At 68.9% G+C, this 22,047-nt stretch carries 16 protein-coding genes and 2 pseudogenes; 7 read left to right on the forward strand and 11 right to left on the reverse strand.

Going from position 1 to position 22,047, the window contains the following annotated elements; translation table 11 throughout:
* Positions 1-205: 205 nt before the first annotated feature.
* Entirely contained in the window at positions 206-1,132 is a 927-nt protein-coding gene (locus AB0N16_RS32295; RefSeq protein WP_365802901.1) for a hypothetical protein, read from the reverse strand.
* A 233-nt stretch (positions 1,133-1,365) separates the two neighbouring features.
* Complete coding sequence (locus tag AB0N16_RS32300) at positions 1,366-2,481, reverse strand: ROK family transcriptional regulator (protein ID WP_365802903.1); 1,116 nt, start codon at positions 2,479-2,481, stop codon at positions 1,366-1,368.
* A gap of 48 nt (positions 2,482-2,529) precedes the next feature.
* On the opposite strand from AB0N16_RS32300, the gene AB0N16_RS32305 reads away from it, so the two are divergent.
* Positions 2,530-3,600, forward strand: a complete 1,071-nt coding sequence (locus AB0N16_RS32305; protein ID WP_365802905.1) for a Gfo/Idh/MocA family oxidoreductase — start codon at positions 2,530-2,532, stop codon at positions 3,598-3,600.
* Entirely contained in the window at positions 3,600-4,100 is a 501-nt protein-coding gene (locus tag AB0N16_RS32310; protein WP_365802906.1) for a heme-degrading domain-containing protein, read from the forward strand. The genes AB0N16_RS32305 and AB0N16_RS32310 overlap by 1 nt, the downstream gene beginning before the upstream one ends.
* A gap of 107 nt (positions 4,101-4,207) precedes the next feature.
* Here the strand turns inward: AB0N16_RS32310 and AB0N16_RS32315 are convergent, their stop codons facing one another.
* The 3 genes and pseudogenes from AB0N16_RS32315 to AB0N16_RS32325 all read right to left on the reverse strand — a co-directional run bounded on the left by AB0N16_RS32315 (position 4,208) and on the right by AB0N16_RS32325 (position 6,089).
* On the reverse strand, positions 4,208-5,065 hold the full coding sequence (locus AB0N16_RS32315) for a fumarylacetoacetate hydrolase family protein (protein WP_365802908.1): 858 nt from the start codon (positions 5,063-5,065) through the stop codon (positions 4,208-4,210).
* A gap of 241 nt (positions 5,066-5,306) precedes the next feature.
* Positions 5,307-5,543, reverse strand: a pseudogene (locus AB0N16_RS32320) (DUF6412 domain-containing protein); the annotation flags it as partial.
* 18 nt (positions 5,544-5,561) lie between these two features.
* Positions 5,562-6,089, reverse strand: coding sequence for a helix-turn-helix domain-containing protein (locus tag AB0N16_RS32325; protein WP_365802910.1), 528 nt, complete (start codon positions 6,087-6,089; stop codon positions 5,562-5,564).
* Between the two features lie 67 nt (positions 6,090-6,156).
* On the opposite strand from AB0N16_RS32325, the gene AB0N16_RS32330 reads away from it, so the two are divergent.
* On the forward strand, positions 6,157-7,572 hold the full coding sequence (locus AB0N16_RS32330; protein WP_365802912.1) for an MFS transporter: 1,416 nt from the start codon (positions 6,157-6,159) through the stop codon (positions 7,570-7,572).
* Positions 7,573-7,867: 295 nt separating this feature from the next.
* Here the strand turns inward: AB0N16_RS32330 and AB0N16_RS32335 are convergent, their stop codons facing one another.
* The 4 genes from AB0N16_RS32335 to AB0N16_RS32350 all read right to left on the reverse strand — a co-directional run bounded on the left by AB0N16_RS32335 (position 7,868) and on the right by AB0N16_RS32350 (position 14,071).
* Positions 7,868-8,380 (reverse strand): hypothetical protein, encoded by a 513-nt coding sequence (locus AB0N16_RS32335; RefSeq protein WP_365802914.1) that lies wholly within the window; start codon positions 8,378-8,380, stop codon positions 7,868-7,870.
* The gene (locus AB0N16_RS32340; RefSeq protein ID WP_365802916.1) at positions 8,377-12,819 is read right to left on the reverse strand and encodes a DUF6531 domain-containing protein; all 4,443 of its coding nucleotides are present in this window, start codon (positions 12,817-12,819) and stop codon (positions 8,377-8,379) included. The genes AB0N16_RS32335 and AB0N16_RS32340 overlap by 4 nt, the downstream gene beginning before the upstream one ends.
* Positions 12,820-12,826: 7 nt before the next feature.
* Positions 12,827-13,108, reverse strand: coding sequence for a hypothetical protein (locus AB0N16_RS32345; protein ID WP_365802917.1), 282 nt, complete (start codon positions 13,106-13,108; stop codon positions 12,827-12,829).
* Between the two features lie 192 nt (positions 13,109-13,300).
* A complete protein-coding gene (locus tag AB0N16_RS32350) occupies positions 13,301-14,071 on the reverse strand; it encodes a class E sortase (protein ID WP_365802919.1) in 771 nt (256 codons plus the stop codon).
* A 312-nt stretch (positions 14,072-14,383) separates the two neighbouring features.
* Between AB0N16_RS32350 and AB0N16_RS32355 the strand changes: the two genes are divergently transcribed.
* Positions 14,384-14,950 carry a dihydrofolate reductase family protein gene (locus tag AB0N16_RS32355; RefSeq protein ID WP_365802921.1) on the forward strand — a complete coding sequence of 189 codons (567 nt, stop codon included), beginning with the start codon at positions 14,384-14,386 and terminating at the stop codon, positions 14,948-14,950.
* Between the two features lie 267 nt (positions 14,951-15,217).
* Entirely contained in the window at positions 15,218-16,690 is a 1,473-nt protein-coding gene (locus tag AB0N16_RS32360; RefSeq protein WP_365802923.1) for a beta-1,6-galactanase, read from the forward strand.
* 51 nt (positions 16,691-16,741) lie between these two features.
* On the opposite strand, the pseudogene AB0N16_RS32365 reads toward AB0N16_RS32360, so the two are convergent.
* A pseudogene (locus AB0N16_RS32365) lies at positions 16,742-17,031 on the reverse strand (DUF1905 domain-containing protein).
* Positions 17,032-17,108: 77 nt separating this feature from the next.
* Between AB0N16_RS32365 and AB0N16_RS32370 the strand changes: the two are divergent.
* Complete coding sequence (locus AB0N16_RS32370; RefSeq protein WP_365802925.1) at positions 17,109-18,119, forward strand: hypothetical protein; 1,011 nt, start codon at positions 17,109-17,111, stop codon at positions 18,117-18,119.
* 88 nt (positions 18,120-18,207) lie between these two features.
* Positions 18,208-21,351 carry a DUF3427 domain-containing protein gene (locus tag AB0N16_RS32375; RefSeq protein ID WP_365802927.1) on the forward strand — a complete coding sequence of 1,048 codons (3,144 nt, stop codon included), beginning with the start codon at positions 18,208-18,210 and terminating at the stop codon, positions 21,349-21,351.
* 15 nt (positions 21,352-21,366) lie between these two features.
* Here the strand turns inward: AB0N16_RS32375 and AB0N16_RS32380 are convergent, their stop codons facing one another.
* Entirely contained in the window at positions 21,367-22,035 is a 669-nt protein-coding gene (locus AB0N16_RS32380) for an ATP-binding protein (protein ID WP_365802929.1), read from the reverse strand.
* Positions 22,036-22,047 lie beyond the last annotated feature (12 nt).

Below are 22,047 nucleotides of genomic sequence, written 5' to 3' on the forward strand. Positions count from 1 at the left end.
AGCGACCAGGCCCCCGGCGCCCCGTCCGCTCCGGCATCCCGGAGCACGGCACCGCGTCCCGAAGTACTACGCGGTGAAGTGGTCGCAGACGGCGCCTTCGTCGTCAGGCAGGGGGCCCCAGGCGGGGGTCATCGTGCATCGGGCATCGGGCATCGTGCAGGGGTCACCGGGCAGGGGGCATCGGGCAGGGGCCGTGGGACATCGCTCACCGCTGTCTGCGGGCCAGCAGGAACACGCTGCCGCCTACGACGAGCAGGGCGACGGTGGCCGCGAGCAGCCCGTGGGCCAGGCCGAGGCCGGTGCCGGCCAGTTCGCGGGCGCGTTCGCCGGCCTCCTCGGCCGCTTCGGCGAAGGGCAGGGCGCTGCCCGGGGAGGCGGTGGGGGTGCCCCCGGGGGTCGCACCCGGGCTGGCGTCGGGGCTGGTGCCGGGGCTGGGATCCGGGCCGGTCCCCGCCGAGGCCCCCGGGGAGGCCTCCGGGGAGATCCCCGGGCCGACCTCCGCGCCGATGGAGGGGACGGCGGGGGCGGCGCTCGCGGGCGGCGGTTCGCCGCCGATGCCGAAGCGGTAGTCGTCCGACTCCCCCACCCAGTCGCCGTCCGACCCCCGCCGCTGTACGACGGCCGCGTTGGCCGTGACCGCGTTCGGTACGGCGTCGGAGGTGACGGCGAGTCTGACCTTCACCGAGACGGTCGCCCCGGGCGCCACGGTGAGCCCCGGGAAGCCGTCCCCGTCGAACACGCCGACCAGCTCGGACTCGTCGGTCTCGGTCAGGGGGACCGGGCGGGTGCGCGGGCCGTCGTAGAACTCCAGCTCGGTCTGGGACGGCTTGAGGGCCCGTTTGTCGTCGACGAGGACGACGATCGGGTGGATGTCGGTGCAGGTGCGGCCGGTGGTGTTGGTGAGGTCCAGGTACCAGGTGCCGTAACCGCCGCCGGGCTCGTAGGACGAGGGGCCGTCGTGGATGCGGGTGGCGAGGGGGAAGCCCTGCTCGTCGGCGCCCGCGCAGGACGCGTCGGCGGGGGCGGTGGTCTCCGACGACGACAAGGGCGCGGCGGTCGCCGACGGCACGGGGGCGAGAACGGCGGCTGCGGCCACGCAGAGGGACAGGGACGTGCTCAGTCGCATGATCATGTGATCATGCCGGGCACCGCCGGGACCGGTCCGGTGCCACTCCGCCAGGGCACACCAACTCCGCTCGATCAGCCCCCTGCGCCCCGCCTCCCCCTGCGCCCTGCGCCCTGGGCCCCTGCCGTCAGCCGTCCGCCGTCAGCAGGTCGTCGTCCGCCGTCACCCGTCAGCGGTTCGCCGTCCGCCGTCCGCCGTCAGCAGTTCGCCGTGCGCCGTTCGCGGTCCGCCGTCAGCCCTCAGCCGTCCGCGCGGCCGAACAGCGGGGCGAGCAGCAGCTGGGCCGCGCCCTCCGCGACCCGCCGGTCACTGCCAGGGGCGAGCCGGACGGGGACGGCCGTACCGAGGCTGCCCTCCCGGCGGGCGCGGGCGTCGAGGACGGCGGCGACGCCGCGGACGAAGGTCTCCGGGGCGGCCGCGATCGTCCGGCCGCCGAGCAGCACGAGGTCGATGTCGAGCAGCGCGGCCAGGTTCGCGGCCCCGGCGCCCAGCACCCGCGCCGCCTCGTCCGGGTCCGCGCGGCCCACCGCCGCCAGGCACAGCGCCTCGATGCAGCCCCGGTTGCCGCAGTGGCACGGCGGTCCGTCCAGCTGGATGACCTGGTGCCCGAACTCCCCCGCCCCGGTCCGCGCCCCCCGGTGCACGCTGTCGCCGATCACCAGTCCGGCGCCGAGCCCCGTACCGAGGTGCAGGTAGGCGAAGGAGCCGCCCTCGCCGCCGACGGCGAGTCCGAGGGCGGCCGCGTTGCTGTCCTTGTCGACGACGACCGGCACCTCGAGCCGCTCCGCGAGCGCGTCCCGCAGCGGGAAGCCGTCCCACTCGGGGAACCCGGTGACCCGGTGCAGCACCCCGTGGATGTGGTCGAGCGGCCCGGGCGCCGCGACCCCGACCCCGAGGACCTCCTCCGGCACCTCCTGGCGCAGCTCGCCGACCAGCTCCGCGGCGGCCCCCAGCACGGCCGCCGCCCCGGCCCCCAGGTCCAGCTCCCCCTGCCGTTCGCCGACGACCCTGCCGTCGAGGTCGACCAGTACGGCACGCAGCTCGTCCCGGTCGAGCTGCAGCCCGACCGCGTGCCCGGCCTCCGGCACCAGGCGCAGTACGGTGGCCGGCTTGCCCCCCGTGGACGCGCGCCGCCCGGCCTCCGCCGCGAGGCCCTCCTCGCGCAGCCGGGCGGTGATCTTGCTGACCGCCTGCGGGGTGAGCCCGGTCCGCTCGGCCAGTTCGAGCCGGCTGATGCCGTCCTCCCCCGCCGTGCGCAGCAAGTCCAGCACCAGCGCGGTGTTGTGACTGCGCACGGCCAGCAGATTGGCTCCGGCCGCACCCCGTCCGCTCCTCGTCCTGTTCACGCCACCCATTCTCCTCACCGCTTGCGCTTTAGCAACAGCGTTGCCAAAGTAGGAGGCATGACTGCTGCCACTCCCCTCCGCGTCGGCCTCATCGGCTACGGCCTCGCCGGCTCCGTCTTCCACGCCCCCTTGATCGCCGCCGCCGAGGGCCTCGCCCTGGACACGGTGGTCACCTCGAACCCCGAGCGGCAGGCGCAGGCGAAGGCCGAGTTCCCCGAGGTCCGGACGGTCGCCAGTCCCGACGAGCTGTTCGACCGGTCCGGCGACCTCGACCTGATCGTCATCGCCTCCCCGAACAAGACGCATGTCCCGCTGGCGACGACCGCGCTCAAGGCGGGCCTGCCGGTCGTGGTCGACAAGCCGGTGGCCGGCACCGCGGCCGAGGCCCGCGAACTGGCCGCCCTGGCCGAGGAGCGGGGCCTGCTGCTCTCGGTCTTCCAGAACCGCCGCTGGGACAACGACTTCCTCACCCTGCGCAGCCTCCTAGAGCAGGGCGAACTCGGCGACCCCTGGCGCTTCGAGTCCCGCTTCGAACGCTGGCGCCCGCAGCCCAAGGGCGGCTGGCGCGAGTCCGGCGACCCGGCAGAGATCGGAGGTCTCCTCTATGACCTCGGCAGCCACGTCGTCGACCAGGCCCTGGTCCTCTTCGGGCCGGCCACCGAGGTGTACGCCGAGTCGGTGATCCGCCGGGACGGCGCCGAGACGGACGACGACACCTTCATCGCCGTCACCCACGCGAGCGGCGTCCGCTCCCACCTCTACGCCTCGGCGACGGCGGCCCAGCTCGGCCCGCGGTTCCGGGTGCTGGGCTCGAAGGCGGGTTACGTCAAGTACGGCCTGGACCCGCAGGAGGCGGCGCTGCGCGAGGGCGAGCGGCCGGGCCCCGGATGGGGTGTCGAGCCGGAGTCCCTGTACGGCAGGATCGGCGCCGGGGAGTCCCCGGTGACCGGCGGCGGCCGGGCCGTTCCCACCCTCCCCGGCGACTACCCCGCGTACTACGCGGCCGTGGCCGAGGCCCTTCGGGGCACAGGCCCCAACCCGGTGACCGCGCTGGAGGCGGCCGCCGCCCTGGACGTACTGGAAGCAGCCCGCCGCTCGGCGCGAGACAAGGTGACGGTGACCCTCTGATGCACCACCCGCAGATCACTCCCCGGTCCACCCCCGAACTCACCCCGTCGGTGGAGGAGCTGGAGAAGCAGGAACGCCTCCTGGTCTTCCGGCAGTTCACCTACGACGACGCGTGGGCCCTCGGCTCCCTGCTGGTGGCGATGGCACGAGAGCGGCAGGCCCCGGTGGCCATCGACATCCACCGCGCCGGCCAGCAGCTCTTCCACGCGGCCCTGCCCGGCTCGACCCCCGACAACGACGCCTGGATCACCCGCAAGCGCCGGGTGGTGGAGCGGTACGGCTCCGCGTCCTACCTGGTGGGAGCCCGCTTCCGGGCGAAGGGCTCGACGTTCGAGGAGTCCTCCCGCCTGGACCCGGACGAGTTCGCGGCCCACGGCGGCTCCTTCCCGATCACCGTGGAGAACGTGGGGGTGATCGGGTCGGTAACGGTCTCCGGCCTGCCCCAACTCCAGGACCACCGCTTCGTGGTGGAGGCGCTGGAGCGATTTCTGGAGGCGTAGCCGACAAGAAAGGGGCGCGGGGCTGCGTCCGACATGCGGCTGCCGCCGCGTGGGCGCGAGCAACCACGACGAAGCCGCACCCGCCCGCGCAGAGCGCCCCTCGCCCCTTAGGCGTCTTTGAACTCTTGGCGCTGACGACCAAGCCCGCTGATCTCCAGCTCCACCACGTCCCCGCCCCGCAGGAACGGCTTCGGCTCGGGTGCCCCCAGCGCAACCCCCGCCGGGGTCCCCGTGTTGATGACGTCCCCGGGGTAGAGGACCATGAACTGGCTGACGTACCGGACGACTTCCGCGACCGAGAAGATCTGCTCGCCGGTGGTCCCGTCCTGCTTCAGCTCCCCGTTGACCCAGAGCTTCAGCGACAGTTCCTGCGGATCCCCGACCTCGTCCGCCGTGACCAGCCACGGCCCGAGCGGGTTGAACGTCTCGCAGTTCTTCCCCTTGTCCCAGGTCCCGCCCCGCTCGATCTGGAACTCCCGCTCGGACACGTCGTGCGCGACGGCGTATCCGGCGACGTACGCCAGCGGATCCTCGTCGTCGGCCAGGTAACGCGCCGTACGTCCGATGACGACCGCCAGCTCCACCTCCCAGTCGGTCTTCACGGACCCGCGAGGGACCAGCACCGTGTCGTTCGGCCCCACGACCGTGTCCGCGGCCTTGAAGAAGATGACCGGCTCGGCCGGCGGCTCGGCGCCCGTCTCGCGGGCGTGGTCGTGGTAGTTGAGCCCGATGCACACGATCTTGCCGATCCGCCCCAGCGGCGGCCCGATCCGCAGGCCGGTCGCGTCGAGCGCGGGCAGCTCCCCGGCCTCAGCCGCGGCGCGGACCCGGCCGAGCGCGGCCTCGTCGGCGAGCAGGGCCCCGTCGATGTCGTCGACGATCCCCGACAGGTCCCGCAGGACCCCCTCGGCGTCGAGCAGCGCGGGCCGCTCCGCCCCCGCCGTACCGACTCGCAGCAGCTTCATGGTCGTCACCATCTCCCTTGATAGCGGGCGCCCGGCCGATGGGTGCAGCCATCGGAGGACTGGTCGATCCTCCAAGAAGACCTTGCAGCGGGCAATACCCTGTTCACGTACTGGACCGTACGCCCGCCCTCATCGATACAGCGCGGCACGCTCGACGGCACTCCACGTCGTACTGGTCCGGGTGATGGTGGGACGGCATGACGACCCGCGCGTGGTCACCCGGAACGGGGTCTCGGGTGCCTTACGCGGTGGTCGCCGGGAGGGCGTGTCCGGGGGCTCGGGGTCGGCTGCGGCCCTCGGCGTCCGGGTCGCGCCGCGGCAGGAAGGCGGTACGCCGGGCCCGGTCGCGGATCGCCGTACGGACCCGGGTGGGCGGCACGGCGGGCGCGGAGCGGGCGGCGAGGACGCAGGAGACCGCGAGGGCCGAGCCGACGGCGGCGGTCGCGGCGAGCGCGACGGTGGTGAAGAGGCTGCCGGACCCTGTTGTCACTGCCGTTTATACATGATCGGTTTCCAGCGGCTCCAGAAGCCTCTTGGGCTTCAGGAGCGCCCGGCTGACCGGATCCGCCGGGTCGGGGTCGAGTCCCGGTCCCGGCGTAATAAGAACGTCGGCGACGGGCACGACGGTTCCGCAGGCGGGACATTCGCCGTACGGGCCGAGTTCGGTGCCGCAGTCCACGTGCCGGAAGTAGCGCAGCCGGCGGTCCATGAGCTGTTCGCGTCCCCAGACGGCGAGGGCGCGCAGCGCGGGGAAGAGCGCGATCCCGCGGTCGGTGATGACGTACTCCTCCCGGGGCGGCGACTCCTGATACCGGCGCTTCTCCAGGATCCCCTCCTCGGTGAGCGTCTTGAGGCGGGCCGACAGGACGGCGCGCGGGATGCCGAGGTGGACGAGGAAGTCGTTGTAGCGCCGGACGCCGTAGAGCGCGTCGCGGACGACGAGCAGCGTCCAGCGCTCGCCGACGACCTCCAGCGCGCGGGCGATCGAGCACTCCTGCGTCACATAGTCCTTGCCCAGTGCCATAGGACCACCTTAGTCAGTTTCCCAGCCTTGGGTTCAATGAACGAACCAATGATGCTACGGTACCGCCATGGCTGAGTTCAATGAACGAACCCTTACGGGGGTCGAAGCACCGAGTGCCCGACACAAGCACGCGGCACCCCACCCCGACACGACGCCCCACGGCCGCGCCACCCTGGCCCTGACCAGTGCGGCCACCGCCGTGAGCCTGATGACGTACACCGCGCCCGTGGTCACCCTCCGCGACACCGCGGCCGACCTGCACACCCCGCTCTCCGCCCAGGCCTGGCTGATCAACGGCACCCCGCTCGGCCTGGCCGCCCTCCTCCTGGTGGCCGGCAGCCTCGCCGACGACTTCGGCCGCCGCCGGATCTTCCTGCTCGGCACGCTGACGCTGGGCGTCACCACCGCCCTCGGCGCGTTGACCGACTCCACCTGGCTGTTCACGCTGGCCCGTGTCGCCCAGGGCGCGGCCAGTGCGGCGATCCTGGCGAGCAGCCTCGGCCTGCTGGTGCACGCCTTCCCGAGCCCACGCGGCCGGCTGCACGCGACGGGCGTGTGGGGCGCCTTCGTCAGCGGCGGTATCGCGACCGGCCCGTTGCTGGCGGCCTTGCTGCCCAACTGGCGGGTGGCCTACGCCGTCCTGGCCGCGGCGACGCTGCTGGTGGCGGCCCTGTCACCACGGGCGCTCACCGAATCCCGCTCCCCGAGGGGCGGCCGCCCCGACATCCTGGGCGCCCTCACCTTCGGCCTGGCACTGGTCTCCCTGGTGGCCGCGCTCACCCTGGGCCGTGACGGCTGGCTGCGGTCCGAGGTGGGCCTGCTGTTCCTGGCCGCGGTGGTTCTCATAGCCGTCTTCGTCCTGGTGGAGCGCCGCACCACGACCCCCATGATCGACCTGAGCCTGCTGCGCCGCCCGAGCTTCCTGGCCTCCTCCGCCGGCGGCCTGTTCACGGGCTTCGCGGTCATCGGCCTCTTCAGTTTCCTGCCGGTCCTGTTCCAGCAGGTGCTCGGCCTGACCCCGCTGGACACGGCGTGGCTGTTCCTGCTCTGGTCGGGCCTGTCCTTCACGGTGGCGCTCCAGGCCAAGCGCCTGGCGGGCCGCGTACCGCCCCGCCAGCAGCTGGCGGTCGGCTTCACCCTCCACGCGGCCGGGGTCCTGACCATGCTCGGCGCCATCGACTCGGGCTCCTGGCAACGCCTGCTGCCGGGCCTGGTCCTGGGCGGCATCGGCAGCGGTCTCCTGAACGCCGCCCTGCCGCTTCTCTCGGTCGAATCGGTCCCGGCGGCCCGTGCCGCCATGGGCTCCGGAGCCCAGCAGACCTTCCGCTACATCGGCTCCTGCGCGGGCGTCGCCCTGACGATCGCCGTCGTGACCTCGTCGACCGACGGCCCGGGCCACGGCGCGAACACCGCCCTCACGGTGTCGGCGGGACTGGCACTGCTGGCGGCGGGGGCGGTGCTGGGACTGCGGGAGCGGAGCTGACCGGTCCTGCCTCGACCCACATCCGACGCTCACCGTCCCGATCCTCACCATCCGCACGTCCCCGAGGACCGGCGGGTCCCACGCCACGACCGCGATCAGCTCCACGGCGAGAAACTCCGACTGGCACTGCAGGGTGTCGGCATCACCCCCCTCCGCAGGCGGCGCTCGCGGAGGGGCCGACAGATCGCCCCACCACCGCTTCCTGGACTGTTCCGCTCTGTCGGCTCCGCGCGGGCGTGGCCCTGATGATCGCCCCGGCCACATCGTCCACCGGCGGCACCAAGCGGGCCGCTACCTAGGAAATGCGACGCAACTGCCGCAGAACCGTCAGCCAGGAGTCGTCGGGATCCGCCCCGGAGATCTCCTGGTAGCCGCTGCCGAACGCCCAGTGGAGCAGGAATCCGTCGAGGTCGTCCGCGAATCTCCGGAAGACCTCGCTCTGCCACCACGTCACACCGGTGTCCGGAAATCCCCAGACTTCACCGGTCTCCCGATGCAGAAACACCGGGTCGTCATCGATCTTCCCGCAGCAGAACCACTCATCCCTGTTCAGCCGCACCGGCGCGCCTTCCAGGGGATCCGCGTAGAACTGTGAGTCGGCCACAACCTTCGCATCGAAGACCACCACTCGACCGAAGATCCCCCCGTTCGCCTTCGCCAGGAATTCCACATAGTCCGCCGGGGTGTCGGCCCCGAGAGGGCGACCCGAGTACCCGACAGGAACGCTGTTCATCATGCCCAGCTCAAAGTCGTCAGAGAGCACAGACCGGGCATCCGCCAGGAGTCCACCGAGTTCCCGGGAGATCATTCAGGACCCTCAATTCTGATTTTCAACGGAGTATGGTCGGGCAGGTTTCTGATCTGATTCCAGATCTGGTTCCCTATACGCTGATTGGTGAACGCATCCAGGATGTGCAGATTGGTTGCGGCATCAGGGCCCCCCAATTGTAGCTCCCACACGTGATCCGGGTTCATGCGCTGAATGATTCTACTACGCAGCACGTCCGCGAAATCCCGATTAGTCTTTCCGAACTGGTCGTATACCCGTCGTATGAGGTCCCTCTTGTAGTTGTTCGTGATGGTGCTGTCCCGAGCCACCGGATTGGGCGCTTTGAAAAGAACCCCCGCATCGCTCAGCTTCATCAGCGCATCGGCCTTCATGCGGAACTGCTGTTTGGGCATGCCCTCCAGCCACTGGACCGTGACCTCGACGGGACCGCCCTCTGTGCACTGCAGCCCGAGCGGGTCCAGGAAGGACAGCGGATTCGGCACGTAGCCGTAGTGGTCCGGGCCCGCTTCCAGCCCCAGCGGATCCGGGCTGATGTACCGCCCCGCCTCGGGTGCGTAGTAGCGCAGACAGTTGTAGTCGAGCCCCGTCTCGGCGTCGTGGTACTGGCCAGGAAAACGCAGGGGACAGGAGACGGACCGCGAGGACGCCGACGGCGCCACCGCCACGGACATTCCCCAGAGCGTGGTCCGGCCCGACCAGGCGATGTTCCCCTCCGGATCGACGAGTTCGGTGGGGGTACCCACCGTGTCCGTGACCACCGCGTGGAAGCGGGCCGGAGCGCCTCTTGGAACGGACTCCCCGGTGGACGCCATCCGGTCGGTCTGAGCGAGGGGCCGATGCGAACCGGGAGCGTAGTCCCACGTGATGACATGGCCGTTCGGGTCGATCTGTTCGGCGACATGCGATCCGTCCCAGCTGAAGCGCACCTCCTCTACGACCGAGCCGTCGTCCGACAGCCGCTGTTTCGCCGTACGGCGCCCCAGCGGGTCGTACCGGTAACGCCAGGTCCCGTCGTCCGGCGTGGTGGCCCGGATCATCCGGTTCTCGGCGTTCCACTCATAGGTCCAGGTGCGCCGTTGACCGTTGAGCAGGCGCCGGGACACGCGGACGACACGGCCCTCGGCGTCGTAGTGGAAGGTGCTGCGCCCGAACCTGCGCAGTTGGTTCCCGCTGTACTCGTACTGCTGGAGACCGGGGCCGTCGGGCAGCGTTGCCTGGGTGAGGCGTCCGGCGCTGTCGTAGGTGTACCCCTCACGCCAGTTGTCGGCGCCGACGGCCGTGACCCGGCCCATGGAGTCCAACTCGATCCGCCGCGCTCCGGAGACGAGGTCGTTGATCTCCGTCACATGGCCGTCCGGACGGTGAGCGTAGCTCCGGTGGTGCACCAGGTGCTCGGTGCCGGCGGCAAGACGCGTGATGCTCTGGGTGGTGAGGCGGTCGGCGACATCCCACACCTGAGTGAGCGTGGGGCCCTCGTCGAGCCGACGGGAGGTCTCGCGGCCGGCGGCGTCGTAGGTGAAGGCCAGACGGCCCGTGTCCGTCACAAGTTCGGTGGGCAGGCCCTGTGCGTCGTACGACCATGCCGACCCGCAGCCTGTCGGTGTGGTCCGCCGGACGCAGCGGCCGAGTCGGTCGTAGGAGTAGCGGGTGACGGCACCGTCGACGTCCTCCGCTGTGATGCGGCCCAGCGGGTCGCGTTCGAACGTGATCTCGGTGTCGGAGTTGGCCGTCCGCACGAGCTGACCACTCGTGTCATAGGCGAAGGTGGTGGTCTCGCCCCGGTCCGTGCGCCGCCGGACGACACGGCCTCGCGGGTCCCGCGCGTAGTGGATCGCTTCGCCCAGTCCGTTCGCCTGTCCGGTGAGCCGACCGGCGCCGTCGTAGCCGTACGCCAGCGTGCGACCGTTGAAATCCGTCTCGGTGACGAGACGACCGGCGGCGTCGTAGGTGTAGCGCCAGGAGCGGGCCACGGGAGTGGTGACCTCGGTCAGGCGCAACTCGGTGTCGTAGCCGAACGTGTACGTGGCACCGTCGGGATCCGTTCGGGTGCTCGGCAGGCCGAAGAGGGTCCGGGTATAGGAGGTCGCCGCACCGCTCCTGTCCACGTGGGTCAGGAGATTTCCGTCCGCGTCCCACGACCAGGTCTCACAGGAGCCGTCGGGCAGTTCGCGCATGGCGGGTCGGCCCTCGACCGTCCATTCCAGCCGCACCGGCCGGTCCAGGGGGTCGACGGCCTCGGTGATCCGGCCGAACACGTCTCGGGCGACATGGGTGGTGTGACCGCCGGCGTCGGTGATGTGCAGCGGCAGACCGGCTCTGTTGTTGGCGATCTGCCGGGAGTTCCCGGACGCGTCCGTGATCTCGACCAGGTGGCCTGACCTGTCGTACCGGTAACGGGTCTCGGAGCCCAGCGGATCCCGGGTGACCACTGGTCTGCCCGCCCGGTCGTACTCGTGGGCCCAGGTGGCACCGCCGGGTTCGGTGACCAGGACGGGGAGGTGCAGATCGTTGTACTCGGCCGTGCCTACGGCTCCGTCGGGCAGGAGGACCGACGTGACGTTCCCGGCCTGGTCGTGGCGGTAACGAGTCGTGTGCCCGGATGCGTCGGTCGACGCCGTGAGGCGGTGCTCCGCGTCCCATTGCAACTCGGTGACGTTACCGAGCGGGTCGGTCTCGCGGACGAGGCGCAGGTTCTCGTTGTGTTCGTAGACGCGGGTGTGGCCGAGGGAGTCGGTCACGCGGGTGGTGCGGGTGGCGTCGTCGTAGGTGAGGGTGGAGGCGAGGGCGCCTCCGGTGCCGCCGGTGGCGGTCACACGGCCCCGGTCGTCGTACCGGTACCAGTACGTGGTGTCGTTGCGGTCGGTCCAGGAGGTGACGCGGCCGTCCGCGTCGTACGCGTACCGCATGGGCAGGCCCGAGGAGTTGGTCTCCCCGGTCAGGTGGCCGTGCTCGTCGTAGGCGAAGGTGAGCAGGGTGGTGCCCGGTCGGTCCGGTCGCCCGGGGTCGAGCAGGCGCAGGCCGGTGATGCGGGAGCGGGCCGGGTCGTGGTCGAGGGCGATGCGGTAGCCGCCGGAGTGCACGACGGCCGACGGGATGTCGCCCCGCGCGTAGAGGACGGTGATGCGGTTGCCGTTGCGGTCGAGGATGTGCTGGAGGGGCAGGTCGACGGCGGTCTCGCCGGCCGCGGGGACCGGGGAGTGGAAGACGTGGACCAGGCCGGTGTCGGGGTCGGTGACACGGACCGCGCCGTCGGTCTCGGTGTCCCAGGACAGGGTCAGGCGTGAGCCGGGCGTCTGCGGGCGGACGGGGGTGTTGGTCTCCGGGTCGGGAACGGGGAAGCACAGGCGGGCGCCGTCCGCCGCCGCGTAGACGAAGCCCTCCTCGTCCGCCTGGACGCGCTGGTCGAGCGTGGAGGCCCAGGTGGGCCCGAACCAGCCGCCCCACCGGTACGACGAGATGTGCGTGCGCTCCAGGACCAGGGGCAGCACACCCGGCAGGGACACGTCGGTGCGGGACAGGGCCATGTCACCGGTGGCCACGTCGATCGGGTCCCGCACGAACGTCTTGACCATGTTGCGGATCGAGGCGGGCAGCTTGTCGAAGCCCGGGTTCAGCTTCAGCCGCTCGAAGGCCGCGCAGTCCAGCCCCATCGACTTGCCGAGCCTGGCCAGAGCCGCGGGCCCCAGCGCCTTCAACCCCTTGCCCAGCGCCTTGCCCAGCACCCCGAACCCGACGCCCAGCACCGCGCCCTCGGCCAACAGACCAGCCAGCTTCTCCGGGTCCTTGAACGCCCCCGGATCCTCCAACAGCGTCTGGAACGCCGTGAACTCCATGCCCCCCTTGGCCATCCGGGCCACCTCGGCGACCCCGCGGATCTCCTTCAGCGCCTTCAGCGCCCGCTCCACCCCCCGGATGACCTCCATGATCCCGCGCACGGCGGTACCGAGGGCGGTGCCCTCCTCCTCGATCCGCCCGACCAGCGCCACCACCTTCAGCGCCCGCTCACCGGCCATCAGCGTCGAGGCAACCTCCGAGGCACCCGCGGTCAGCACCGACAGCGCCAGGCCCGCGATCTCGAACTCGACGATCTCCGCGAGCATCACGCCGATCTCGGACAGCAACTCATGCGCCTTGTCCGCGAAGTCGTCCAGCGCCTTGGCACCCTCACGCAGCGCGTGCGCCATCTCCGTGGCCTGCTTACGGACCGCCTTGGACCGCTTGTCGAACGCCTTGGCGGTCTTGCCCTCCCACTCCACACCCCGCAGCGCCCGCTCGGCGGCCGTGGCCGCGTCGTCCAGTCCCGAGGCCAGGCTCCGCCACTTCTTCGCGATCTCCCGCACCCCGTCCGGGTCCACCGCCGGATCCGAGATGCCCAGGAACTCAAGACCACTGGCGACCGAGTCGCCGAACATGTGGTTGAACTTGCTGACGTAGTGCAAAGGGTTGAGGTCGACCACGCCCTGATCAGCCCTTCTCGCCCTGGGCCGCGGCCGCGATCAGCACGTCCAGCAGATCGAAGGCGTCGGACACCTCGCCGATCAGCTTCGCCTCCGCGTCCCACTCCTCGCCCAGCTGCCTGGTGAGCTTGGCCAGGGTGGCCATACCCTGCTCTATCTCGCCCTTCGCCCCAAGCAGCGAGCCCAGCGCGCCCAACGCTCCCAGGTCATGGGACTGCGCCTCGAACTGCTGCAACGGCTTCGCCGTGTGATGCCCCACCCCACGCAGCCCCGTAGCCGCCTTGTGCATCGACGCGGCTTCCTTCTTCAGGTCCGACATGCCACCCCACCCCCGTACTTCACGCTGTGCACATGCCAACCCAAGAGACTATGGAGAGCGGTTATGCGGGAGGTATGGGTGAGCCCAATGGCTGGCAAAAACCGGCATGCGCGCACCGCCGACGAGACGGCACCGGCACCGAGATATCGGACGACACGGCGTCTACGCCCGCGGTCGCATCGACACCAATTTCCCCCACACCACCATCCGGTACCGCGACGTGAACTCGGGCGTGCAGGTGGTGAGGGTGATGTAGTAGCCGGGCTCCTGGTACCCGTACGACGGCTTCACGATCGACCGCGGTACGGCCCGGATGACCCCGGAATCACGGGACGAGGTCTGCGGCAGGATCTGGTCCACCCTGTACGTGTAGGTCGCCGACCTGGTCTCGACCTCGACGGTGTCCTCGCGCCGGAGCCGGGGGAGATACCGGAACGGCTCCCCGTGCGTGTTCCGATGCCCGGCGAGCGCGAAGTTGCCCGCCTGGCCAGGCTGTTGGGTGCCGGGGTAGTGACCGACGTACCCGTGGTTGAGCACCTTCGGCTTGCTGACGCCCTCGGCGACCGGGACCCGGAGGCCGAGCCGGGGAACGACGAGGATCGCGTAGGCCTGGGAGGCGACGACCCGGGTGGTGTACGACGTCTGCCGCCGGCCGGTGCCGGAACGGGCCGACGGCGCGGAGTCCGTCGTACCGGAATCGCTCTTCGCTTCGCCGCTCAAGCCTCCGGACCCGCCGGAGTCCCCCCACTCGCGCTCCAGTGCCTCCACCTTCCGCTCGGCCCCCTGCCTGGCCTCCCGGTTGGTCCACCACAGCTGATGCACGACGAGGAGCATCAGCACCACGCCCACGGTGACGAGGAGTTCGCCCCCGCTCCACAGGACCCGCCGGCGCCGGGCCCGCCACCGCCGCTCGCCGTGCCCCACGACTCGCACCGCGCACGCACCTCCCACCGACCCCTGTCGGTACCGACGCGCGGCCGGTACCGACGCCTAGCCGGTACCGACGCCAGTCGGTGCCGACGCCCAGCCGGTACCGACGCCCAGCCGGTGCCGACACCCAGCCGGTGCCGCACGATAAGGCGAACGCCGCCAAGTCACCAGAGGCGTAGGGGTTCCCGCTTGCAGGGTCTCGCCTCCGATGACATGTCGATCTTCTGTGGCCCCCTGGTTCTCTCTTGTCTCCGATGAGATTCCCGCGCCGCGCCGGTCTGTACGCGTGAGACCGACTCACGGAAGGCCGGCGCCATGCGCAAACTGATCTACGGCATGAACCTGACCCTGGACGGCTACATCGCCGCGCCCGGCGACGACATCGGCTGGGGCGGACCGCCGAGCGACGAGCTGTTCCAGTTCTGGTCCGACCAGTTGCAGGCGACCGACCTGTCGCTGTACGGGCGCAAGCTGTGGCAGACGATGAGCTCCTACTGGCCGACCGGCGACCAGCAGCCGGGCGCCACCCCGGCGGAGATCGAGTTCGCGCGCCGCTGGCGGGACATGTCGAAGGTGGTGTTCTCCTCCACGATCGACAAGGTCGACTGGAACACCCGCCTGGTCACCGGCGACGCGGTCGCCGAGATCACCCGGCTCAAGGCCGAGGACGGCGGCCCGATGGACATCGGCGGCGCGACGCTCGCCGGGGCGGCCATGCGGGCCGGGCTGATCGACGAGTACGTGCTGGCCACCGCGCCGGTCCTGGTGGGCGGCGGCACGCCGTTCTTCACCGCGCTGGACAGCTGGGTGAACCTGAACCTGGTGGAGACGCGGACGTTTCCCGGCGGCGTGGTCCTGACCAGGTACGAGACGAGGCGCTGAGCAGCAGCACCCACACGCCGGTCGCACGGTGGTGTCGTATACGACATCGGTACGACACGGCCGGTGAGATGACGACATCAGCGGCGAGACCCCACACCGCTCCCCCTCCCCACGATCACTTCCTTCATGGGTTTTAGAAACCACTGTCGCAACCCTCGACAACCTCACACGCCACACCCGATGCTTCGTCATGGCATGCGGGGGGACGAGTCAACGCCGGTCCGGGAACCGGTGCTTGAGCCGCAACGGAGAGGTTGAGAAGCAGCCATGATCCGACGCAGAACACTCCTGGCCGCCGCGGGCGGCGGCCTCCTGGGCAGCGCCCTGGCCACCGGCACGGCCCGCGCCGACGCCACCATCGCCGTCAGCCCGTCGACGTCGTACGGCACCTGGGAGGGCTGGGGCACCTCGCTGGCCTGGTGGGGCAACGTCTTCGGCACCCGCGACGACTTCGCCGACATCTTCTTCACCACCAAGTCGACGACGTACAACAGCACGTCGCTCCCCGGCCTCGGCCTGAACATCGCCCGCTACAACCTGGGCGGGTGCAGCTGGAACACCGTGAACGGCGAGAGCATGGTGGTCTCTGCCAACATCCCCGCGTTCAAGCAGATCGAGGGCTACTGGCAGGACTGGAACAACGAGAACCCCACCTCCTCGGCCTGGGACTGGACGGCGGACGCCACCCAGCGCGCCATGCTCGTCAAAGCAGTCAACCGGGGCGCGACGGCCGAACTCTTCGCCAACTCCCCCATGTGGTGGATGTGCCTGAACCACAACCCGTCCGGCGCGTCCGACGGCGGCAACAACCTCCAGTCCTGGAACTACCGCCAGCACGCCTCCCACCTGGCCGCCGTCGCCCTCTACGCCAAGAACAACTGGGGCGTGAACTTCGCGACGGTGGAGGCCTTCAACGAGCCCTCGTCCTCCTGGTGGACGGCCACCGGCACGCAGGAGGGCTGCCACATGGACGCGACGGTCCAGGCAGCCGTACTTCCTTATCTGAGAAGCGAGTTGAACAGCCGAGGCCTGACCACCACCAAGATCTCGGCCTCGGACGAGACCAGCTACGACCTGGCCCGCACCACCTGGAACTCCTTCTCCTCCACCACGAAGGGCTACGTGGACCGCGTGAACGTCCACGGCTACCAGGGCTCGGGCGGCCGTAGGGACCTGCTCTACACGGACGTCGTGACCACGGCCGGCAAGGCCCTCTGGAACTCCGAGACCGGCGACAACGACGGCACCGGCTACACCCTCGCCTTCAACCTCCTCTACGACTTCCGCTGGCTGCACCCCACCGCCTGGGTCTACTGGCAGGTCATGGACCCGTCATCGAACTGGGCGATGATCGCGTACGACGCGAACACGCTGGCGGCGGGCGCGGTCACCACCAAGTACTACGTGATGGCCCAGTTCAGCCGTCACATCCGCCCCGGGATGAAGATCCTGGACACGGGTGTGAGCAACGCGGTCGCCGCCTACGACTCGTCGGCGAAGCGCCTGGTGATAGTCGCCCTCAACACCGCCACCTCCGCCCAGACCTTCACCTTCAACCTCTCCGGCTTCACCACGGTGACCGGCGGCTCGGGCGGCCTGGTCCCGCGCTGGAACACGGTCACGACGGGCGGCGACCTGTACAAGTCGTACTCGGACACCTACGTCTCAGGAAAGACGGTGGCGGTGTCGGTCCCGGCCAAGGCGGTACAGACCCTGCAGATCGACGGCGTGACGATCTAGGAACCCGCGGCGCCGGGGGCACGCAGCCCACCCCTCACGCCCCCGGCGCCACTACCGCAACCGAACGCCCATCTCCACACGCACCTCGTCGCCCGCCCCCAGCCCCTGGAGCTTGCGCACGGCGTCCTTGAGCGGCAGCAGATACCCGCCGTCCCGGGGAAACAGGGAGGTCTCGAAGGCCACACCGCCGACCGCCGCCCGGACGGGAATGACGCCCCACCCGTACGAGGCCATGGCGGCCACCTCCCGAATCTCCCCGGACTCCTCCTCGGGTACGGGAACGAAGTAGTACGGCGCGGGCCCCGCCACTCGACGACGCGACCACCGAACGCGAACTCCACGGAACGACTCCCCTCGCAACCGACTGCCCCCATCCTCTATCTCTTCTTTGTCACCGACGGGCAGTACGGTGTCGTTCATGCGCCCCGACACGCCTGCCGAGAACGTCGACCACTCCGCTGAAGCGGCACGCCTGGAGCGAACCGCCGGCCTCTACCCCGAGGACGCCGAGGCCCTGCTGCTCCAGGCCGCGGCCCACCTGGAACTGTCCGACGCCCGCCCCGCCGCGACCGCGCTCTACGACCGCCTGCTGTCCACGCCGGACAGCCTGGAGAACGCGCCGCTGGTCCGAGCGCTCAAAGCCTCGAACCTGTGGGAGTACGACCACGAGGCAGAGGCCCGCGCGATCATCGACGGCATCCGCGCAACGGCCCCCCGGGACCCGGCTCCCTGGGTGATCGTCGCGGAGTCCCTCGAATCCCACGACGAGCTCGAGGCGGCGCACGACACGTTCACGGAGGCGGCGACCCTCCTCCTCACGGACGTGGCGGAACCCCCCTACGCCACGCATCCGGTGTTGATCGGCCGCCACCGGGTCCGCCGCATGCTGGGCCTCCCCCACGACGACTGGGACGCCCGCGCAGACACCCTCCACTCGTCCTCGATCTCCCTGGACGAACTCCACGACCCGAAGCGCGTGTGGTCCCTCGGCTCCGACAACCCTGCGGAACTGGAAGCGGAGATCTCCCGCCTCCGAGCGGAACTCGGCACCTACCGCGAGGCCCTCTCCCGCCCCTTCCCGGTAGCGGTCCTGCACTGGCCGGCGGGCGAACTGACGGAACTCCTGTCGGCGTACCCCGACCTGGCCACGGAGTACCCGTCCCACCCCGAGCACCTGTCGACCATAGAGTCGTCGCTCCGCGAACTGTCCGCCTCCGGCACGGCGAACCTGGGCATCGTGACGGGGACGGTGCCGTCTTACGAGGCGTTCGCGGCGTCGGAGGGCTCGTCCCCGGGGGACTCGACCCTGCTGCCGCAGTATGCGACGACTCTGGCGGCGCGGGGGCGGGCGGTGGCTTGGCCGCCGCAGCGGACGTCGGAGTGCTGGTGCGGCGAGACACAGCCGTACGACGCGTGCCACGGGGCATGAAGGCGTAGCCCGATGCAAAAGGCACCGTGAGTTGTCAGCCCCTCCTGATAGAACCAACTCAGCGATCACATCGGTGAGGGGATCCTTGATGCGCCCGGAGTTGGTTGGCAGCTCAACGCCTGTCGTCGGCCTGTACGAGACGCTGATCACCCGGCGGCTCAGCAAACGCCTACAGGACCTGGAAGCGACCGGGTGGAAGGCCATCGAAGGAGCGGTCAGTAAGGAGTCCGCGCCGCATGTGCTGGCACGGCATGTTGCGGAGATCATGCGGCGTGTCCTCCACGACCTACCTATTGATGAGCAAATCGTGGCCGCCAATAAAATCTTGGAATCTCTTGCCACAGTTGACGGCGCGCGTGAGTGGATCGATGCGGTGGTGGACGGCCCTCGGCAGCTGCTCGCAATAGCTGAACAGGAAGCCCCGGGTGTCTACGCCATTCGTCCTGCCACACCGCTCTCCGAGAGCTCACTCATCACCAATGCCCCTGAAGACCCCAATCTCGGCTTCGAACTGCGCGCCGAACTCGCCACCGCCGACCGCGTCGACCTGCTGTGCGCGTTCGTGAAGTGGTACGGCATTCGCGTTCTGGAGAGCTCACTCCGCGAGGCCGCCCAGCGTGGCGTTCCCATTCGTGTCATCACCACTACGTACATGGGCGCCACTGACCGGAACGCCCTTGACCGTCTCGTCCGAGACTTCGGCGCCGAAGTGAAGGTCAACTACGAGACCCGCTCGACTCGCCTGCACGCCAAGGCCTGGCTGTTCCGCCGCAATAGCGGCTTCGACACCGCATATGTGGGCAGCTCCAACCTCTCCAAGGCTGCGCTTCTAGACGGCTTGGAGTGGAACGTCCGCCTGTCGTCTGTCGCAACGCCCGCCGTACTAGCCAAGTTCGAGGCTAGTTTCGACTCATACTGGAATGACATTGCCTTCGAGTCCTACGACCCCGATCGCGACGGCCGCAAATTGGACGAAGCACTGGGCGTAGCGGGTAGTTCGACATCCAGCCAGGACTCCAAGATCAGCCTCTCGGGTCTTGAGGTTCGGCCATACCCACACCAGGCCGACATGTTGGAACGGCTAAGCGTCGAGCGAGAGGTCCGTGGTCACCATCACAACCTACTGGTCGCCGCCACCGGGACAGGCAAGACCGTCATGGCCGCCCTTGACTACCGAAACCTTCACAAGCAGTGGGGTAACAAACAGCATCCGCGGCTACTCTTCGTCGCACACCGCAAAGAGATCCTGAAGCAGTCCCTGCGCAAGTACCGTGAGGTGCTCGATGACGCATCCTTCGGCGAGCCGCTCTTCAGCGGCGAGTTGCCACGCGACTGGCGGCACGTCTTTGCTAGCGTCCAGTCGCTTACCGACCAGAGGCTCGAGCAATTCGACCCTGAACATTTCGACATCATCGTCGTAGACGAGTTCCATCACGCCACGGCTACGACATACCGTCGCGTTCTCAACCACTTCAAGCCGAAACAACTCCTCGGTCTAACAGCCACTCCTGAGCGCGCCGACGGGCTGAACGTTCAGGATGAGTTCTTCGAAGGCAGGATCGCCGCCGAGATGCGGCTCTGGGAAGCGCTCGACAACGACCTCCTCTGTCCGTTCCACTACTTCGGCGTACCCGACGACACAGACCTCACCCGCCTCAACTGGCGATCAGGAACATACGACCAGAGCCAACTTGGCGACTTGTTCTCCGCCGACAATTTCCGGGCCCGTATCGTCATCAAACAGGTGCGGGACAAGGTGTCCGACCCAACGAGCATGCGAGCTCTGGGCTTTTGCGTGACTAGGAAGCACGCTCACTTCATGGCGAAGTGCTTCCAGGACGCAGGGCTCAAGGCTGCGGCCTTGGATAGCGAGTCGAAGCCCGAAATCCGTGACCAGATCCTGTCACAGCTCAAGGCCGGAGAGATCCAGGCTATCTTCTCCGTCGACCTTTTTAACGAGGGTTTGGACATACCTGACGTCGACACGCTACTACTTCTGCGTCCGACGAACAGCGCCACGATCTTCCTTCAGCAACTCGGTCGCGGCCTGCGCCGCACGCCGAACAAGCCTGTGCTTACCGTGCTCGACTTCATCGGCCAGCATCGTGCCGAGTTCCGGTTTGAGGAGCAGTTCCGCGCGATGACGAACCTGTCGCGCAACCGACTCCTTGAGCACGCTGAGCACGACTTCCCTCTCCTACCGTCCGGCTGCCAAATCATCCTTGAAGGCAAGGCCAAGGATCTCGTACTGGACAACATCCGCACGCAGATCAAGGCAACCGTCCAGACTCTTGCCAAGGAGGTCAGGGCGTTCCATACGCCGCTGCTCGCCGACTATCTGAGGGAGAGTCGGCGCGAGATCAAGGAGTTGTACAAGTCGAGCAACTCGTGGACGTCCGTCCTACGTCGCGCCGGCCTGGCAGATCTGCCTGAACAAGCTGGCGAGGAAGACCTGTTGAAGCGTGTGCACGCGTTTCTGCACGTTGACGACCTCGAGCGTGCCGAGGCGTATTCACGTCTGCTGAGCGATGAGGCCCCGACGTACGAGGCTCTCAACCCGAGGGACAAGGCGTACGCGCGCATGCTCTTCTTCAACCTCTGGGACAAGGCCGGTGGTTTCAGGTCATACGCGCAGGGCCTTGAATCACTGCGCGAGCAGCGAGCCCTCCGTAGCGAACTGCGGCAGGTACTCGACCACGTGATGGGCCAGGCCGACCACTTCCCCATTCCTCTGGAAGGCCCGCACGCGCACATCCCCCTGAAGATCCACAGCGCGTACAACCGTTCGGAGATCCTGGCCGCACTTGGCGTCGCTCGCCTCGGCGGGCAGATGCCTGGTTCCTTCGCACAGGGCGTTCTGTGGGACGAGCCGAACCAGACGGATGCCCTCCTGATCACTCTCGAGAAGAACGAGAAGGACTTCTCCCCCACCGTTCGGTACAAGGACTATGCGCTGAGCCCTGCCCTCTTCCACTGGGAGTCCCAGAGCACGACCGCGGACACCTCCCCCACGGGACTGCGTTACCAGCAGCACGTTCAGCGCGGCAGCCATGTGCTGTTGTTCATGCGGCGCTACAAGGACACTGACATCGGCAAGGCGCAACCGTGGATGCTGCTCGGCCCTGCGACGTATGACCGCCACGAGGGCAGCAAGCCCATGGCCATCACCTGGCGACTGCACCATGAACTGCCCGCAGACGTGTGGTCGTACTCGACCATTGCTGCGGGTTAGCAGACTCGACGGGCTTCACACGCTTCCGCCGATCTCAGCCTCAAATTGAGTCTGGGCTCGGTCAAGTACGTCATCAGGGTCATGACCGTGCGCACACAACCAGTGCAGTACGTCGGCCATGACCTCAATGGCGGCCTCTTCTGCCGCTGCCATGCTTAGCAAGCTGGCGCTTTCGGCTACGGCCCTACCGCGCGGGAGTGACCCCGATCCGTACAACTCGAGGATCGCTTCGCCTCGTGTGACACGGGGACCGCTTGTCCGACTGCAGGCGGAGCCATCCACGGCAAACTCACACCACACCGCCTTGGAGTTGCCACGAAGGACCACCCCCCACCGGTGGTCCGTCACGGCATCGACAAGTGCCATCCCCCGCCCCGATTCCAGGACATTGCTGGCAGCGAGCAAGGTGGGCAACGCCCGTGGATCAGGATCCTCAACTTCCACACGAAGATACGGATCAGTGATCGCCATGCGCAGTGTCGCGGGCGTTCCCTCGCCGACATGCTGGATGACGTTGCTCACCAGCTCTGACACACAAATCTGCGCAGCGTCCACGTGATCGGGGAATCCCCACAGGATGAGCCGGAGCCTCAACATCCGCCTCAGCTGGGCGACTTCTTTGGGCCGGGCAGTGAACTCGTGCAGCCAGGGCTCCCGTCCGACACGACCACTTACGTAGATCATCTTTACTTACCT

The sequence above is a fragment of the Streptomyces sp. NPDC051105 genome (assembly GCF_040682795.1).
Taxonomy (GTDB): Bacteria; Actinomycetota; Actinomycetes; order Streptomycetales; family Streptomycetaceae; genus Streptomyces.

Bases quoted from the DNA above. Each gene is read 5' to 3' on its own strand.
- AB0N16_RS32315 (WP_365802908.1), bottom strand. From the start codon at position 5,065: ATGAAGCTGCTGCGAGTCGGTACGGCGGGGGCGGAGCGGCCCGCGCTG.
- AB0N16_RS32335 (WP_365802914.1), bottom strand. From the start codon at position 8,380: ATGATCTCCCGGGAACTCGGTGGACTCCTGGCGGATGCCCGGTCTGTG.
- AB0N16_RS32330 (WP_365802912.1), top strand. From the start codon at position 6,157: ATGGCTGAGTTCAATGAACGAACCCTTACGGGGGTCGAAGCACCGAGT.
- AB0N16_RS32360 (WP_365802923.1), top strand. From the start codon at position 15,218: ATGATCCGACGCAGAACACTCCTGGCCGCCGCGGGCGGCGGCCTCCTG.
- AB0N16_RS32355 (WP_365802921.1), top strand. From the start codon at position 14,384: ATGCGCAAACTGATCTACGGCATGAACCTGACCCTGGACGGCTACATC.
- AB0N16_RS32305 (WP_365802905.1), top strand. From the start codon at position 2,530: ATGACTGCTGCCACTCCCCTCCGCGTCGGCCTCATCGGCTACGGCCTC.
- AB0N16_RS32370 (WP_365802925.1), top strand. From the start codon at position 17,109: ATGCGCCCCGACACGCCTGCCGAGAACGTCGACCACTCCGCTGAAGCG.
- AB0N16_RS32380 (WP_365802929.1), bottom strand. From the start codon at position 22,035: ATGATCTACGTAAGTGGTCGTGTCGGACGGGAGCCCTGGCTGCACGAG.
- AB0N16_RS32325 (WP_365802910.1), bottom strand. From the start codon at position 6,089: ATGGCACTGGGCAAGGACTATGTGACGCAGGAGTGCTCGATCGCCCGC.
- AB0N16_RS32300 (WP_365802903.1), bottom strand. From the start codon at position 2,481: ATGGGTGGCGTGAACAGGACGAGGAGCGGACGGGGTGCGGCCGGAGCC.
- AB0N16_RS32345 (WP_365802917.1), bottom strand. From the start codon at position 13,108: ATGCACAAGGCGGCTACGGGGCTGCGTGGGGTGGGGCATCACACGGCG.
- AB0N16_RS32310 (WP_365802906.1), top strand. From the start codon at position 3,600: ATGCACCACCCGCAGATCACTCCCCGGTCCACCCCCGAACTCACCCCG.
- AB0N16_RS32295 (WP_365802901.1), bottom strand. From the start codon at position 1,132: ATGATCATGCGACTGAGCACGTCCCTGTCCCTCTGCGTGGCCGCAGCC.
- AB0N16_RS32375 (WP_365802927.1), top strand. From the start codon at position 18,208: ATGCGCCCGGAGTTGGTTGGCAGCTCAACGCCTGTCGTCGGCCTGTAC.